Raw genomic sequence first — 15,582 nt, 5'->3', positions numbered from 1 at the left:
GTCGAGCCGCAGGGCGCGTCGGGGCCTTCGGGTCCGGTCGAGCGGCGGGACGCGTTGGGGCCCTCAGATCCGCCCGAGCCCCAGGACGCATCGGAGGAGCAGGGCCCGTCCGGGGCTTCTGGTGCGCCCGAGCCGCACGGTTCGTCCGCGCCGCCCGCCTCGTCCGGGCCGCAGGGCTCACCGGACTCCCCCGGTGCCGCCGCCGGGGGCGGGGAGCTGCCGTCCGGCGGGTCGTGGCTGGTGCTGCGGCTGCGTGCCGCGCCCGGCGGGGCGCTGGCGCTGGCCGCGCTCGTCCTGGTCACGTCCTTCCTGGCCGCCGCGCTGCCGCGGGCCGTCGACCGCTACGAGGACACCGCGCTGCGGCACGCCGTCGCGGACGCCGCGCCGCGCAACCACGGCATCTCGCTCGCCGAGGACTACGGCACGTCCGAGGACCCCGGCGCCGACCCCCTGGCGCCCGCCTCACTGGACGCCGTCGAGAAGGCCTTCCGCTCGCTGCTGCGCCCCCCGCTGCGGTTGCAGCCGGGCGGTGTGGTGCAGGGCGTGCGCACCGGCGCGGAGGCGGAGGTCCCCGACCCCGAACTGCCGCGCACCTCCGAGCACGCCCCGGGCGCCGACCTGGTCGCCCAGGCCGGGCTCGCCGGGCACTCCAGGGTCGTGGCCGGCCGGCTGCCCGCGCCGAGCAAGGGCGAGTCCGGGCTCTCGCTGGAGGGCGCGGTCACCGAGAAGACCGCGCGGGTGCTGCATCTGAAGGTCGGCCAGACCATCCACCTGATGAAGTTCGGCGCGACCCCGCTGTCCGTGCGCATCAGCGGCATCGTCGCCCCGCGCGACCCGACGTCCGGCTTCTGGACGATGGACGACGACCTGCTCGCGCCGCTCGTCAGCTTCCCGCCGCACCCGATGATCGACCCGCCGAAGACGTACTGGCACTTCACCGTCCTCATCGACGGCACCGCCGCACATTCCATCCCGCTGCTCGGCACGGGCGCGTCCCTCTACTGGCACCACCCGCTCGACACCGCGCACCTCACCGCGCACGACGTGCCCGCGCTCCGCGACGAACTGGCCTCCTTCGGCAACGGCCCGCTCGCCACGGACCTCGCGGCCGCCACGGGCTCGTCGTCGCTGCACGCGGTCGCCGGGATCAGCGGGGTGCTGACCGCCTTCGACGCCGACCGCGGCGCCGCCCACCCCCTGGTGCTCATCGCGGCCGTCGGCGTCGGCACCACCGCGCTGGCCGTCCTGCTGATGGCCGCGGGGCTCGCCGCCGACCGCAGGCGGCGCGAGATCGCCCTGCTGCGCTCCCGGGGCGGCTCGCTGCGCGGCATCTTCGCCCGGCTGACCGCCGAGACGACCGCGGCCGCGCTGCCCGCCGGAATCCTCGGCACCGCCCTGGCCCTGCTGCTCCTGCCGACCGGACGGTACGGGGCCGCGCTCGCGCTCGGCGCGCTCGTGACGGCCGCCGGGGTGCTCGCACTGCCGCTGCGGGCCACCTCGGCGGTCCGCCGCCCGCGCCCGGCCGAGCGCGACGACCTCGTGGCGCACCGCCCCTCGCGGCGACGGCTCGTGCTGGAGCTGACCGTCGCGCTGCTGGTGGCCGGAGCGGTCGCGACGCTGCGCCGCCGCGGCTCCGCGGACGGCTCGGACCCGTACCTGGCGGCCGCACCCGTGCTGGTCGCGGTGGCCGCGGCGCTGGTGCTGCTGCGGATCTACCCGCTGCCGCTGCGCCGGCTCGCCCGGCCCGCCGCCCGGCTGCGCGGGGCGGTCACCCACCTGGGGCTCGCGCGGGCCGGGCGCGCGCCCAGCGGGGGGCAGCTGCCGCTGGTGGCCATGCTGGTCGCGCTGACGGTCGCGTCCTTCGGCGGCTCCGTGCTCGCCGGGATCGCCCACGGCCGGGACCGCGCGGCGGCCGTCGCCGTGGGGGCCGACGCCCGGGTCGACTCGCTCTTCCCACTGGACGCCGCGCTCCCGGCCAAGGTCCGCAAGGTGCCGGGCGTGGGCGACGTGGCCGCCCTACGGGTCGAGCCGCACGCCGCCGACCAGGACATCCCGCAGAACTACGAGCTGCTCGTGGTCGACGACCCGGCCGCGTACGCCCGCATCACCCGCTCCGCGGGCCTGCCGGACCTCCCGCCGGACGCGTTCGGGCCGGGCACCGCGGCGGGCGCGCACGGGCCGCTGCCCGCCGTCGTCTCGCCGAAGATCGCCGATCTGCTCGGCGACCGCACCACGCACGTCCCCACCGACGTTGGCCTCTGCGACATCCGCCCGGTGGCGACGCTGTCCTCGACCCCGGCCGCCACCGACGGCGAGTTCGTCATCATCTCCGCGGCACAGCTGCACGCCCAGCACCCGCAGCTCGGCGCGCTCCCGCAGTACGGGGGGCCGACGATGCTGCTGGCCGCCCAGGCGCCGGGACAGCACATCGACACCGCCGCGCTGCGCGACGTCGCCGCGCACACCGGGCCCAACGCCGCCGCGGTGCTGCTGCGCTCCGAGCAGCGCGCCGCGCTGGCCGACACCCCGCTGCAGCACGGCACCCGCACCCTCTACCTGTCCGCCGTCGCGGCCGGGGCCGGCTACAGCGCGCTGGCGCTGCTGCTGTCCCTGATGGCCGCGGCACCCGGGCGCACCGCGCTGCTGGCCCGGCTGCGCACAATGGGGCTCACCCGCCGGCAGTCCCGGCGGCTGGTGCTGCTGGAGATGCTGCCGCAGGTGCTGCTCGCCGCCGCCGGCGGTGCGCTGGTGGGCCTCGCCGCGATACCGCTGCTCCGGCCCGGCATCGACCTGGGCACCCTGGCCTTCGGCAGTACGGCGGGCAACGCCTCGGTGGTGCCGCCGCCCGCCCTCGCGGTGACCCTCCGCGCCGACCCCTGGTCGCTGGCCGTACCCTCCGCGGGGCTGCTCCTGCTGGCCTGCGCGGTCCTGCTGGCCCAGGCGTGGGCCAGCACACGACGACACGAGAGCACCGAGCTGAGAGCGGGTGACCGGACCACATGAGCGCCGACGACGTGACGACCGACGCGGCGGACGCCGCCCGCCGCCCCGAGCACAAACCCCCCACCGCCCCGGCCCCGGACGGCGGTGCGCCGCCCGCACCCGCACCCGCAAGCCTCGCCGAGCTCGAACGGCTGGCCGCGGAGCGCCGTGACCGCCCCGCGTACGGCAGGGACGCGCTGATCAGCTGCGACCGGCTGGTACGGATCTTCACCGCCGACGGCGTGGAGGTGCAGGCCCTCCAGGGCCTGGACCTGCTGGTCGCCAAGGGCGAGCTGATGGCCCTTGTCGGGGCCTCGGGCAGCGGGAAGTCGACGCTGCTCAACATCCTCGCAGGCCTCGACGTCCCCACGGCGGGCGCGGCCGCGGTCGGCGGCTACGACCTGCTCGCCATGGACGCCAAGTCCCGGCTGCGCTACCGGCGGGAGGTCGTCGGCTTCATCTGGCAGCAGACCTCGCGCAACCTGCTGCCCTACCTGACCGCCGCGCAGAACGTCATGCTGCCCATGCAGCTCTCCGGCGGCGGCTCCGGCCTGCGCGGACGCCGCCGCCGCGCCACCCGGGCGGCCGATCTGCTCGGCCTGCTGGGCGTCTCGCACTGCCAGGACCGGCACCCCGCGCAGATGTCCGGCGGCGAGCAGCAGCGCGCCGCCATCGCCGTCGCCCTCGCCAACGGCCCGGACGTCGTGCTCGCCGACGAGCCCACCGGCGAGCTGGACTCCACGACCGCCGAGCAGGTCTTCGCGTCCTTCCGCACCGCCAACGAGCAGCTCGGCACCACCGTCGTGGTCGTCACCCACGACCAGTCCGTCGCCGACGCCGTCCACCGCACGGTCGCCATCCGCGACGGCCGCACCGCCTCGGAGGTCGTGCGCCGCACGGAGATCGACGAGCACGGCCGCGAGTCGGTCGTCGCCCGCGAGTACGCCACCGTCGACCGCGCCGGACGCCTCCAGCTCCCCCACGACTACACCGAGGCCCTGGCCATCCGCCGCCGCGTCCTGCTGGAACTCCAGCCCGACCACATCACCGTCCGCCCCGACGACCACCCCGCCGCCGAGGAGTGACCCCCGCCCCGCGGGACCCCACGCCGGGGCGGAACCCAACCCGGGGCCACGGGAGCCGAGGCGTAGGGCCTGGGTGTGGAGGGCCCTCACCCGCGACGCCGCACCGCAGCGTCCTGCACCCCGCCGGAAGCGCTACGCCGGAGTGAAGCTCAGCCCGGCTCCCGGGGTCTCACGGCGGACCGCCACCGAGCCGTACTCGGTACGCAGCCGCGCCCACGGACCGGCCGCCAGCAGCGCCAGGGGGGCTCCGCCGGTCGCGCTCTCGCCGCCTCCGCGCAGGAAGCCCAGCGCGTGGGCGGCGTGCACCACCCGCAGCGTGGTGCCCTGCCACGGGCGGGTCCACAGCTCCTCCGCGAGCGCGTCCAGCACCGCCCGCGTCCGCTCCTCCCGGGGCAGCCCCTCGCTGCGGGCCCGGAATTCCGCGACCGCCCCGGCGGCGGCCCGGCGCACCTGCCCGGCGTCCAGCTCGGCCAACCGCTGCCAGCCGGTACGGGGCGGCAGCACCCCCGCCCAGGCGGGCCCGGTGACGGACGGCGGCAGCCCGAAGCCCGTCTCCGCCGCCGTCACCTCCTCCAGCAGCTGCCCGGCGGACACCGTGGCGTCCACCGCAGCGCCCACCGGCCCGGCCCCGCGCAGCGCGGCACTGCGCACGGCCAGCACGCCGCCGAACGGCGGGTGCCCGAAGACGCCCAGCGCCGGCTCGCCCTCGGCGGACCGCAGCCGGACCACCGCCGCCTTGTCCCAGCGGACCAGCCGCCCGAGGAAGGCGGCCAGGTCCGCCGCCTCCCGCTCGCCGTCCGCGTCGGCGGAGCCGCCGTCATGGCCGAGCACCAGCCGGACCTCGGTCATACGGCGACGGCCCCGTCGTCGTCCGCGTCACGGTCGTCGTCGCGGTACTTCTCCAGGAAGGCCCGCTCCTCCGGCGTGATCCGCCGCGGACGCCCCGCCGCCAGGTTGTACGGCACCACGACCGTCGTGGCCCGCGCGTAGACCGTCTCCTCGTCCTTGACCTCGTACGCGACGGTCATGGACGCCGCCGATATGTGCGTCACCCACGTCTCGACGACCACCGGCTCGTGCCGGTGCACCAGCGGCCGGAGGTAGTCGATCTCGTGCCGCGCCACCACGGAGCCTCCCGTGAAGGACGCGCTCCCCTCCCCCGGCGCCAGGCGGAACATGAAGTCGATCCGCGCCTCTTCCAGATACCGCAGGAAGACGACGTTGTTGACGTGCCCGTAGGCATCCATGTCCCCCCAGCGCAGGGGGCAGCGGAAGATGTGCCGAGCCATCAGCCGCGTGTCAGCTTCTTGTAGGTGGCGCGGTGCGGCCGTGCGGCGTCGGCTCCCAGCCGCTCCACCTTGTTCTTCTCGTACGACTCGAAGTTGCCCTCGAACCAGAACCACTTCGAGTTGCCCTCGTAGGCCAGGATGTGCGTCGCCACCCGGTCCAGGAACCACCGGTCGTGGGAGACGACCACGGCCGCACCGGGGAATTCCAGCAGCGCGTTCTCCAGCGACGACAGCGTCTCGACGTCGAGGTCGTTGGTCGGCTCGTCCAGCAGCAGCAGGTTGCCGCCCTGCTTGAGGGTCAGCGCCAGGTTCAGCCGGTTGCGCTCACCACCGGACAGCACCCCGGACGGCTTCTGCTGGTCCGGGCCCTTGAAGCCGAACGCCGACACGTAGGCCCGCGACGGCATCTCGACCTGGCCGACGTTGATGTAGTCCAGGCCGTCGGACACGACCTCCCACAGCGTCTTCTTGGGGTCGATGTTGGACCGCCCCTGGTCGACGTAGGAGATCCGCACCGTGTCGCCGACCTTGATGCTGCCGGAGTCGGCCTCCTCCAGCCCCTGGATCATCTTGAACAGCGTGGTCTTGCCCGCGCCGTTGGGGCCGATGACGCCCACGATGCCGTTGCGCGGCAGCGTGAACGACAGGTCGTCGATCAGCACCTTGTCACCGAAGGCCTTCGACAGGTGCTCGACCTCGACCACGACGCCGCCCAGCCGCGGGCCCGGCGGGATCTGGATCTCCTCGAAGTCCAGCTTGCGCACCTTGTCGGCCTCGGCCGCCATCTCCTCGTAACGCGCCAGGCGCGCCTTGGACTTGGCCTGCCGCCCCTTGGCGTTGGAGCGCACCCACTCCAGCTCTTCCTTGAGGCGCTTCTGCCGCTTGGCGTCCTTCTGGCCCTCGACCTTGAGCCGGGAGGCCTTGTTCTCCAGGTAGGTGGAGTAGTTGCCCTCGTAGGGGATGGCGCGTCCGCGGTCCAGCTCCAGGATCCACTGGGCCACGTTGTCCAGGAAGTACCGGTCGTGGGTGACGGCCACGACCGTGCCCGCGTACTTGGCCAGGTGCTGCTCCAGCCACTGCACGGACTCGGCGTCCAGGTGGTTGGTGGGCTCGTCCAGCAGCAGCAGGTCGGGCGCCTCCAGCAGCAGCTTGCACAGCGCCACCCGGCGCTTCTCGCCACCGGACAGGTTGGTCACCGCCCAGTCCCCGGGCGGGCAGCCGAGCGCGTCCATGGCCTGCTCGAGCTGCGCGTCCAGGTCCCAGGCGTCGGCGTGGTCGAGCTTCTCCTGGAGCTTGCCCATCTCGTCGAGCAGCGCGTCGGAGTAGTCCGTCGCCATCAGCTCGGCGATCTCGTTGAAGCGGTCCAGCTGCGCCTTGACCTCGGCCACACCGTCCTGGACGTTCTCCAGCACGGTCTTGGTCTCGTCCAGCGGCGGCTCCTGGAGCAGCATGCCGACGCTGAACCCGGGCGACAGGAACGCGTCGCCGTTCGACGGCTGCTCCAGGCCCGCCATGATCTTGAGAACGGTGGACTTTCCGGCGCCGTTCGGACCGACCACACCGATCTTCGCGCCCGGCAGGAAGCTCAGCGTCACGTCATCGAGGATGACCTTGTCGCCGTGCGCCTTGCGCGCCTTGCGCATCGTGTAGATGTACTCAGCCAAGAGAAACCGTCCGGCAGATCGAGAAGGGCCAATGTGCGGCTCCGCCGCGTGAGGGCAGATACACCCCATCTTGCCGTACGTCCACCCCACGGGGCGAACGGGTACCGGCGCCGGGTGCGGGCGCGCCGGGACCGGCGGCGGCACGAAGGGCGCGGGCCCCGGACGCCCTGCGACCCTCCCGTGCGCCGGTGCTCAGCTCACCGGCACCGGTTCCGGGGCGGCCGGCGGGGGTGCCACGGGCTCGGGCCGGGCCGTGGGCGGCAGCAGCGTCCGGCTGAACCGCGCGACGCCCCGTGACAGGTCGTGGCCCACGGCCACCGCCTCGATCTCGGCGTCGACGTAGCGGCGACCGTCCCGCTCGTCGTCACGAATCTTCAAGCGGCCCTGGACCAGGAGCGGTTCGCCGAGCCCGACCGACTCCTTGACGTGCCCGGCGAGCGTCCGCCACGCGCGCACCGTGTAGAAGCTCGTCGGGCCGTCCGCCCATGCCCCGCGCGTCGCGTCCCACCGCCGGCTGGTCGAGGCCAGCCGGAAGCGCGTCACGCCCACGCCCGTTGCCGTCGTGTGCATCTCGGGCTCCGTCGCCACGTTTCCGACGACGGTCACCAGGGTCTCGTTCATCACAGGGGCCTCTCTCCTCCGGCGTCCCGGGTGGGACGCGCTGAGAACATCGTGCCCTGAATCCAGGACAGTCGAGGAGGGATCCTCTCAAGCCTGTGGATAACTCTCTTCCGTGGACAACCAGGTCACTCGGACGAGCGGGTGTGGGACACCACGGCGTGGGAATCACGTGCGTGCGCGACGCGCGGGGAGACGGGCGAGGCGGCGGCCACGACGGCGAACTGCTCACGCACCTCGCGGTAGCGCATCAGCTCGGCGGCGACCGGTTCCAGCACCCGGGCCCGCCCGCAGTCGGCGGCCGCGTCCCGCAGCCGCCGCTCGGCGGCCTGGCCGTGCCGCCGGGCGGGACCGCGGGCCGCGGCCCGGCAGACCGCGGAGACCAGCGGCCCGCCCGCCCCGCCGGTCGCGACCATCACCACGGGCGGCCACCACGCCAGTTCCAGCGAGCCGACGGAGAGGGTGATCAGGCACACCGCCCCGGCGACCGCGAGCGCCATCAGCAGCCACTGCACCCCGCGCGCGAACGACCACCACCCGGGGTGCTCCGGCGGCCCCGGCTCGGCGCGGCCCGCCGCCGCGTCCAGCGCCGCGGGCAGTCCTTCGCCCCCGCGCCGCGCCGCGTCACGTACGGCCTGCCCCCAGGGCGCGGGAAGCCCCCGCGCGGCGTCGGCCGCCAGTCCCCGCACCGCCTCGCCGACCAGCGGGCGGGAGGCGGTGAGCGACGCCGCACCGGCCCCGCCGACCGGTCCCTTCGGCCGGTCGGGTGAAGCCGGCGCCTCCCGGGATCCGGCGTCCGCCGTCGTCCGTTCTCCTCTCAGCCGCCCCCACGGTGTCCCGCACGCCGCACGGGCGGCGGCAGCCCAGTCCCGTTCCGCCGACTGACCGGCCGCGGCCGCCCCCACCGCGTCCGCCAGCCGGTCGACGAATTCCTCCCGGGCCGGGTCGGTGAGCCCGGCGCCGCCTTCGGCCACGTACAGCGGGCGCAGCCGGTCCGCCGTCCGGTCCAGGTCGGCCGCCAGCCGGCGGCCGGCGGCGGCGCGCTCGGCGACGATCTGCGCCAGCACGCCCCGCAGGTCGGCCACCCCCTGCCCGGTGAGCGCGGAGGTGGCCAGCACCACCGCGCCGGCCTCGCCGTGCTCACCCACCGCGAGGCCGTCCTCGTCGAGCAGCCTGCGCAGGTCGTCGAGGACGAGGTCGGCGGAGTCGCCCGGCAGCCGGTCGACCTGGTTGAGCACCAGCACCGTCACATCGGCATGGCCGGCAAGAGGGCGCAGATAGCGTTCGTGCAGCGCGGCGTCGGCGTACTTCTCCGGGTCCAGCACCCACACCACGACGTCCACCAGCCCCAGCAGCCGGTCCACCTGCGCGCGGTGGCCGGGCGCCGCGGAGTCGTGGTCGGGCAGGTCGATCAGAATCAGGCCGCCCAGGCTCGTGCCGCCCCCCGCGGTGTCGCCTCCCCGCCCCGGGAGCCGTTCGCCGCCGGGGCGGGCGGCCACCTCGCCGGAACCGGCGGAGAAGCCTCCGTCGCCGACCGGGATGCCGTCGGCCCCGCCGTGTCCGCCGTCGCCGACCTCGGGTTCGACGGCGGCGGCAGGCCCCGCACCGTCGGCGCCGGGTCCGGCGGGCGCGTCCGTTCCGGGTTCCGCATCGCCCGCGGGCGCCGCGGCACGGTCTGGGGCGTCGGCCGGTGCGGGGATGCGGGGGCGCCGGGCGTAGCGGTCCTGGGGTGCGATGCCCAGCCGGTCCAGCAGCCCGGCGGCCCGCTCGGGGTGCCAGGCACAGGAGACGGGCCGCGCGGTGGTCGGCCTGCGCAGTCCGGTCGCGGACAGCGGCAGCCCGGCGAGGGCGTTGAAGAGCGACGACTTGCCGCTTCCGGTCGCTCCGGCGAGCGCCACCACGGTGTGCTCGTGCGAGAGCCTGCGCCGCTCCCCGATGCGCTCCAGCAACTCGCCGGTCTCGGCGAGCGCGTCGGGGCTGATCCGCGCGCGTGACAGCCCGAGCAGTTCGCCGAGGGCGTCCACCCGCGCGCCGAGCGGGTCGGCCGGTCCGCCGCCGGTCTCCGTGCCCGCGGGGGCCGCGGAGCCGGGGAGCGGGGTGCCGGGGAGCGCGCGTCCGATCTCCGGCTCCGGCACCGCGGACGACTGGTCGGTGGTGGTCGGGCGCACCGGGGTCACCTTTCCTTCTGCAGCAGGGACAGCGCGGAGATCAGCGAGGCCTGCTGTCCCGCCGTGACGTCGTAGCCGTCGACGGGCGCCAGCCGGCGGTCGCGCTCGGCGTCCAGCAGGCCCGCGACCGCGTCGGCGAGCCGGTCCCGGGCCGCGTCGCGCATCCGCAGCGCCGCCTGGGCCCCGACGGTCTCGGCGAGCCGCTCGCCGGCCACCCGCCCGCGACGGCCGCCGAGCAGCGCCGTGCACAGCAGCGCGGCGAGGTCCTCGGGGTCGGTCGCCTGCCGCTCGCCGTCCCGTCCGGACCGCACATGCGCGTACGAGAGGTCGATGACGGCGCGGCGCCAGCGCCGTACGCCCTTGTCGATCCGTGCGGCGACGGCCACCTGGTCGCGGTCCGGGCGCGTGGCGGGGTCGTCGAGCAGTGCGGACCCGGCCGGGTCGTTCTGCCAGGCCTCGGCGATGCGCTCGTCGGCGGCGTCGGTCTCGGCACGCAGCAGCGCGGCCACTTCCTCGGCGAGGGCGCCCTGCAGGGCGTCGGGCCCGCAGGCCGGGTAGCCGCGCCAGTGGGCGAGCGCCTCCCCGGCGAGCGGGGCACCGGCGGCCACGGCGGCGTCGATGTGCCGGGCGGCCAGCTCGTACGACTCCTCGGCGGCGCGGGCCAGCCGCAGTGCGGCGGCGTGCTGCGCGGCGGAGGCGGCGGCCAGCTCGGGCAGCCTGCTGCGCAGCGAGTCGAGCACGCCCTCGGCGGTGCGGCGGGCGGCGTGCTGCCGCGCGGCGGGGTCCTGGGCGCAGTGCGTGAGCCATTCACGCAGGCCCGCGACCGCGGTGAGCGGCAGCAGCCCGCCGCCGCCCGCGGATTCGGGCAGCTCGGGCACGGTGAAGCGGGGTACGTCGCCGAGCCCCGCCTTGGCCAGCAGCGCCGCGTAGTGCCTGCTCACGTCGTCGGCGATCTGGTGCGGCACCCGGTCCAGGACGGTGGCCAGCGTGACGTCGTACTCCCTCGCGGTGCGCAGCAGGTGCCAGGGCAGCGCGTCGGCGTAGCGGGAGGCGGTGGTGACCAGGATCCAGATGTCGGCGGCGCAGATGAGCTCGGCGGCCAGTTCGCGGTTGCGGGTGACGAGGGAGTCGATGTCGGGCGCGTCGAGCAGGGCGAGCCCGCGCGGCAGGGAGTCGTCGCACTCCAGGCGCAGTTCGGCGCGGGCCGGTTCGCTGCGGTCGGGCGCGTCGTCGTCCCCGCGGACCCGCTGGCGCACGGCCCAGACGCGGGACAGCCGGGGCAGCACCCGGGGGTCGGCGAACCAGGCACGGTCTTCGGGGTGGCAGACGAGAACGGGGGTGCGGGTGGTCGGGCGCAGAACGCCGGATTCGCTCACACGTCGGCTGATAAGTGAGTTGACAAGGGTGGATTTGCCCGCCCCGGTCGAGCCGCCGACCACGGCGAGCAGCGGCGCCTCGGGGGCGGTGAGCCGGGGTGTGAGGTAGTCGTCCAGTTGCGCCAGCAGTTCCTGGCGGGTGCGGCGGGCGCGGGCGGCTCCTGGCAGCGGGAAGGGGAAGCAGGCGGTGCCGACGCGATCACGCAGCGCGGACAACGCGTCGAGCAGCTCGGGCCGTACATCCAAGATCGCCACATCGGCAGAATGCCCGATATTGGACTGTTTATGAAGCGTATTTCGGGCAATTGGCCCCATTCAGCCGGGATAACGCCCAACCGGCGGCGGCAGCCGGGACGGCGCCGACACCCGACAGGACACAGGGCGGCAACCACCGGAAAGGCCGGGCAATGGCCGTACGAAAGGGCGGCGAACGGCGCGGAAGCCCTGGTGGACGGTGCCCAGTGGGGCGTGGGAGCCAGAATGAGCCACCGGCATAACGAGTGCACAACAGCAGCGTTGCGACCCGTCAAAAGCGATGCGGCTCGCGCGCCTGCCTGCGATTATCGGACCGCTTCACCGAACCTCCACAACGTGCCACGCGGGTGAAGCAGACAGCAGCACGGACGCGGCGCCCTATCCTTGACCTCGGCACAGGTCACGGAACCAGCCAGGGGCGTAGACAGCCGCGGCCGCTGTCCGGCCCCCGTAGCTCAGCGGATAGAGCAGGTGCCTTCTAAGCACTTGGCCGCAGGTTCGAGTCCTGCCGGGGGCGCTTCTGCGCGGCCGGTGCCTCCCCCAGAGGCACCGGCCGTCGCCTTGCAGCCTGCGCCCGCGCCGCACCCCGGCGGCACGTGCCCCGTCGATCGCGGACGTCCACCGGGATCCACTGGTTCGGGCGGCCCGAATCTAGCGGGGTACGCGTAGCGACGACGTAAAGGAACCCGGCGGTCCGCTGGTGCCGTTTCGGCGCCTCCGCCTGCGGTATCCGTAGGCGCCGCACCCGGCCGAAGAGGCAGGGACAGGGGGGCGGACAACCTCGCCATTCCCGTCCGCCCCACTGGTCAGCAGGGGTAGCGGCCTTTTACCTAAGTCGTATGAGCTGCTTATGGGGTTGTGAGAGGGTGTGCACCAAAGCCACCTCTGCCGGACCGCAGATGCGGCAGCCGGAAGGATCACGTCCGCCCGGACGTCGCGCCGCGGTGGTGCGGTAGTTTTTTGCCTGTCCCCGCGTGCTAGCGATTACGAGGATCGTCTGCGTATGGATTCCACACTCCCCGGGACCACGTCGGCAGCTTCGGCAGCACGACGGCGGAGGCGACTGACTCACCGCATCCAGGACGGCCTGCGCGATCTCAGCATCCAGATGGCGCTGCTCAACCACCAGGTGGGCATGCACCTCGATCTGCGGGACGCCGACCTGGAGTGCCTGGACCTGATCAGCCGACACGGACCGATCGGACCGACTGCCCTCGCCAAGCGCGCCGGCATGCACCCGGCGACCCTCACCGGCGTGCTCGACCGCCTGGAGCGGGGCAACTGGGTGGTGCGCACGCCCAACCCCGCCGACCGCCGGTCCGTTCTGGTCCAGGTGGTCAAGGAGCGCACGACCGAGGTGGCGCGGCTCTTCACCGCGATGAACAACGCGGTCGACGGAATCTGCTCCGACTACGACGACGCCGAACTGCTCCTGATCGCCGACTTCCTGCTGCGCACGGCACGTGCCGGACGCCTGGCCACGGACGAGCTGGCCGACAGCTGACCCGGGCCTCCACCCACCCCCTTGCGCACTGTTACCTGTTCGCGACATTTGTCACCGTTACGCGGGTTCCGCGTCACAGATGATCGACAGGCCCACGTGGCTTCCCCACCGGCGACGTTGCCAGGGCGAGTGTGCTGACGGACAGTCACGCTCGCTCGGGAGGTAGCGATATGCCGGACCGGACTCTTTGGTCGTACGCGGACATCGCGACGTACATCCGCGTGCAGGTCGACACGGTGCGCTCCTACCGCAAACACGGGCACCTCCCCGATCCCGACCGCGTGGAGGGCGGCAAGCCGTACTGGTACGCCGACACCATCCGGGCCTGGAGCGCCCGGCGGCCGGGAAACCGGGGCCGTTAGCCGCCGGGCCGGACGTCAGCTCCTGCCCGCCGGTTCGGGGTCCCGCCGTCCGCCGGGGCGCGGGGCTCCGTCGTCCGTTCCCCCGTGGGCCGCGTCCCCGCCCTCGGATATGCCGAACCTCTCGTGGAAGCGGCGCAGGGCGGGCGGTGCCCACCAGGTCGCCCGCCCGGTCAGCCGCATCACCGCGGGCACCAGCAGCGTCCGGATCACCATCGCGTCCATCAGGACCGCCAGCGCGATGCCCAGGCCCAGCATCTTGGTGTTGGCGACCCGGGACATGCCGACCCCCACCATCACCACGGCCAGGATCACGGCGGCGGCGGTGATCAGCCCGCCGGTCCGTCGCAGGCCGAAGACGATGGACGACTGGTGGTCGCCGGTCCGGTCGTACTCCTCCTTGATCCGGGAGAGCAGGAACACCCCGTAATCCATGGACAGTCCGAACGCCACGCAGAACATCAGCACCGGCAGGCTCGTCTCTATGCTGCCTGTCGCGGTGAAGCCCAGCAGTCCGGACAGATGGCCGTCCTGGAAGACCCAGACCACCGCGCCGAACATCGCCGTGAGGCTGAGCGCGTTGAGCAGCACCGCCTGCACCGGCACGATCACGCTGCCGGTCAGCAGGAACACCAGTAGCAAGGTGACCACCCCGACGATGGCCGCCGCCCAGGGCAGTCGCTGCGCTATGGCGTGCTTGCTGTCGACGAGCACCGCCGACTGGCCCGTGACCGAGGCCCGGAAGTCCGTCCGCACGGCGCGGATCTCCCCCACCAGGTGCTGCGGACCGGAATCCACCGCGGCTCCCTTGGGCACGACCGTCAGATAGGCGGTGCCCGACTGCTTGCCGGCGACCGGTCCTTCCACCCGCACCACACCCGGCAGACCGGCGACCCGGTCGCGGTAGGCCGTCAGCGCGGCAGGGTCGGCGCCCTCGGCGAACACGGTGATCGCACCCACCGGGCTCCCGGCGTAGTCCTGCCGCAGATGCTGCTGCACGACATGGGACTCGGCTCCCGACGGCAGCTGCCGGTCGTCCGCCGATCCGAACTGCACCTTCAGGAAGGGCAGTCCGAGCAGCAGCAGCGCCGCCACCGCGGCGACCGCGAAAGCGGGCGCCCGGCGCATCACCAGCCGGGCCAGCGCGGCGTAGCGGGCACCGGGCTCGGCGGCCGCCTCCCCCGCGGGCCGTCGGCGGCGCAGCAGCCGCCGCAGGTCCAGTGCGTTGACCCGCCCTCCCAGCAGCACCAGGGCGGCGGGCAACACGATGAGCGCCGCTCCGGCGGCGAGCACCACCACGGCCACACCCGCGTAGGCGAAGGAGCGCAGGAAGTACTGCGGGAAGACCAGCATCGCCGAGAGCGCGGCCGCCACCGTCAGCGCCGAGAAGAGCACCGTGCGGCCGGCCGTCCGCAGCGTCGTGGCGACGGCATGCCGTGGGGCGGCGCCCGCGGACAGTTCCTCACGGAAGCGGCGCACGATGAACAGCGAGTAGTCGATGGCCAGCCCGAGGCCGAGCGCGGTGGTCAGGTTCTCGGCGAAGACCGAGACGTCGGTGAATGCCGTGATGCCGCGCAGCACCGCGCTCGTACCCAGGATCGCGATGATGCCGATGCCGAGCGGGAGCAGTGCGGCGACGGCGCTTCCGAAGACCATGACGAGGAGCACCAGGGTGATCGGCAGCGCGATCATCTCCGCCCGCAGCAGATCCTCCTGGATCGTCGTCTGCATCTCGTGCAGCACCTCCGCGGTGCCGCCGACCGTGACGTCCACCGGGCCGTGCGCGCCGCGGAGGGCGGGGGCGATGCGCTTGACCTCGGTGGCCACGGCGTCGTCGTCACCCCGCAGCCGGGCGGCGATCATCGCGGAGCTGCCGTCCTTTGCGCGCAGCGCCGGCGCCCGGGTGTCCCAGTACGAGCTGACCCCGGACACATCGGGATCCGCCGCGAGCCGGGCGGCGAGCCTGCGCCCCTCGGCCGCCACGGCCGGGGCGTCCGGGCCGACGCCCCGGGTGTCGACCAGCAGCACGAAATTGGGCTGGGAGTCGGGGAAGTGCTCGGCGAGCGCCTTCGTGGCGTACGACGACTGGGATCCGGGGGCTTCGAATCCCCCGCTGGACAGCCGGTCCCCGACCCCGCTGCCCGCGACGACGGCGAGCGCGGTGAAGAGCAGGGCCAGCAGCAGGGTCAGCCGCGGTCTCGCGGTCACGACCCGCGTCCAGCCCCCGACCGCACCTGCATGGTTGACATCAGCCATGGCAGAGGTGTCCTCTCCCCCTAGAA

General features: G+C 74.1%; 11 protein-coding genes and 1 tRNA gene. 5 read left to right on the top strand and 7 right to left on the bottom strand.

The window, feature by feature from the left end:
- The first annotated feature begins 54 nt into the window (after positions 1–54).
- Together ACH4PY_RS15385 and ACH4PY_RS15380 are read left to right on the top strand one after the other, a co-directional pair.
- Entirely contained in the window at positions 55–3,003 is a 2,949-nt protein-coding gene (locus ACH4PY_RS15385; protein WP_398181454.1) for an FtsX-like permease family protein, read from the top strand.
- Positions 3,000–4,067, top strand: coding sequence for an ABC transporter ATP-binding protein (locus ACH4PY_RS15380; RefSeq protein ID WP_398181451.1), 1,068 nt, complete (start codon positions 3,000–3,002; stop codon positions 4,065–4,067). Before ACH4PY_RS15385 ends, ACH4PY_RS15380 begins: the two co-directional genes overlap by 4 nt.
- Before the next feature lie 132 nt (positions 4,068–4,199).
- On the opposite strand, the gene ACH4PY_RS15375 is transcribed toward ACH4PY_RS15380, so the two are convergent.
- From ACH4PY_RS15375 to ACH4PY_RS15350, 6 genes are all read right to left on the bottom strand, one after another.
- On the bottom strand, positions 4,200–4,916 hold the full coding sequence (locus ACH4PY_RS15375) for a hypothetical protein (RefSeq protein WP_398181448.1): 717 nt from the start codon (positions 4,914–4,916) through the stop codon (positions 4,200–4,202).
- Complete coding sequence (locus ACH4PY_RS15370) at positions 4,913–5,356, bottom strand: acyl-CoA thioesterase (protein ID WP_398181446.1); 444 nt, start codon at positions 5,354–5,356, stop codon at positions 4,913–4,915. The genes ACH4PY_RS15375 and ACH4PY_RS15370 overlap by 4 nt, the downstream gene beginning before the upstream one ends.
- On the bottom strand, positions 5,356–7,020 hold the full coding sequence (ettA, locus tag ACH4PY_RS15365) for an energy-dependent translational throttle protein EttA (RefSeq protein ID WP_398181443.1): 1,665 nt from the start codon (positions 7,018–7,020) through the stop codon (positions 5,356–5,358). Before ettA ends, ACH4PY_RS15370 begins: the two co-directional genes overlap by 1 nt.
- A 192-nt stretch (positions 7,021–7,212) precedes the next feature.
- Positions 7,213–7,641 carry a single-stranded DNA-binding protein gene (locus ACH4PY_RS15360; protein ID WP_398181441.1) on the bottom strand — a complete coding sequence of 143 codons (429 nt, stop codon included), beginning with the start codon at positions 7,639–7,641 and terminating at the stop codon, positions 7,213–7,215.
- Between the two features lie 125 nt (positions 7,642–7,766).
- Positions 7,767–9,806: an ATP-binding protein gene (locus ACH4PY_RS15355; RefSeq protein ID WP_398181438.1), complete on the bottom strand. Its 2,040-nt coding sequence runs from the start codon at positions 9,804–9,806 to the stop codon at positions 7,767–7,769.
- Positions 9,807–9,811: 5 nt separating this feature from the next.
- Positions 9,812–11,437: a dynamin family protein gene (locus ACH4PY_RS15350; RefSeq protein WP_398181435.1), complete on the bottom strand. Its 1,626-nt coding sequence runs from the start codon at positions 11,435–11,437 to the stop codon at positions 9,812–9,814.
- Between the two features lie 444 nt (positions 11,438–11,881).
- Here ACH4PY_RS15350 and ACH4PY_RS15345 point away from each other — a divergent pair.
- The 3 genes from ACH4PY_RS15345 (at position 11,882) to ACH4PY_RS15335 (ending at position 13,303) form a co-directional block, all read left to right on the top strand.
- Positions 11,882–11,954: transfer RNA gene (locus ACH4PY_RS15345), tRNA-Arg, on the top strand.
- 486 nt (positions 11,955–12,440) lie between these two features.
- On the top strand, positions 12,441–12,941 hold the full coding sequence (locus tag ACH4PY_RS15340) for a MarR family transcriptional regulator (protein WP_398181432.1): 501 nt from the start codon (positions 12,441–12,443) through the stop codon (positions 12,939–12,941).
- Between the two features lie 170 nt (positions 12,942–13,111).
- Positions 13,112–13,303: a MarR family transcriptional regulator gene (locus ACH4PY_RS15335; protein WP_398181430.1), complete on the top strand. Its 192-nt coding sequence runs from the start codon at positions 13,112–13,114 to the stop codon at positions 13,301–13,303.
- Between the two features lie 15 nt (positions 13,304–13,318).
- Here ACH4PY_RS15335 and ACH4PY_RS15330 read toward each other — a convergent pair whose 3' ends face one another.
- A complete protein-coding gene (locus ACH4PY_RS15330; protein ID WP_398181427.1) occupies positions 13,319–15,556 on the bottom strand; it encodes an MMPL family transporter in 2,238 nt (745 codons plus the stop codon).
- Positions 15,557–15,582 lie beyond the last annotated feature (26 nt).

It is taken from the genome of Streptomyces sp. NPDC021224, from assembly GCF_044332905.1.
In the GTDB taxonomy this organism is placed as follows: domain Bacteria; phylum Actinomycetota; class Actinomycetes; order Streptomycetales; family Streptomycetaceae; genus Actinacidiphila.
This window is presented reverse-complemented; position numbering and strand designations above follow the sequence as displayed.